1 protein-coding gene is annotated in these 457 nt (G+C 55.6%); it reads right to left on the bottom strand.

Features of this window, described 5'->3' with window-relative positions; translation table 11 throughout:
• A partial coding sequence (locus EXE45_RS17925) for a type II toxin-antitoxin system VapC family toxin (protein ID WP_137695122.1) occupies nt 1–439 on the bottom strand: 439 nt, incomplete at its 3' end.
• Between the last annotated feature and the right edge of the window lie 18 nt (nt 440–457).

Genomic DNA, 457 nt, shown 5'->3' with positions numbered 1-457 from the left:
CGTGAAATTCGGTTAAAATCTCCTCAGGAACGGGATTTGTGTACGTGAACGACTCGTCACGACAGAGCGTCTCGAAGTCTCGATCAGTTGTGACAAGCTGATCAGCACCTGCCTCTCGCGCAAGCGCCACGTAGAAGCAATCGTACACGTCGTGGTTCTTGTCGACGCTTACGTCGTACGCAGTAAGGATCGTCTCAGGTGTCACGTCAACAAACTCGATCGGGTACTGTACCAACGATCGGACTGCGTTTCGCGCTTCAACCGTTGTCACCCCCAGATCCTCGAGCACCCACTGAACCCGAAGCGGTAGATAGCCGAACACGAGGAGCGTTTCTTCCCCCTCTAACGCTGGCACCAACTGCTCGGCCACATACGGGTGGCCAGGGTGGTCATCGATCAATTGAATCGCGAGCGCGTTGACGTCGGGCAGAATGCGCATTCATTCGCCCCCAAATGG

Source organism: Halorubrum sp. SP9 (genome assembly GCF_005435015.1).
In the GTDB taxonomy this organism is placed as follows: Archaea; Halobacteriota; Halobacteria; order Halobacteriales; family Haloferacaceae; genus Halorubrum; species Halorubrum sodomense.
This window is presented reverse-complemented; position numbering and strand designations above follow the sequence as displayed.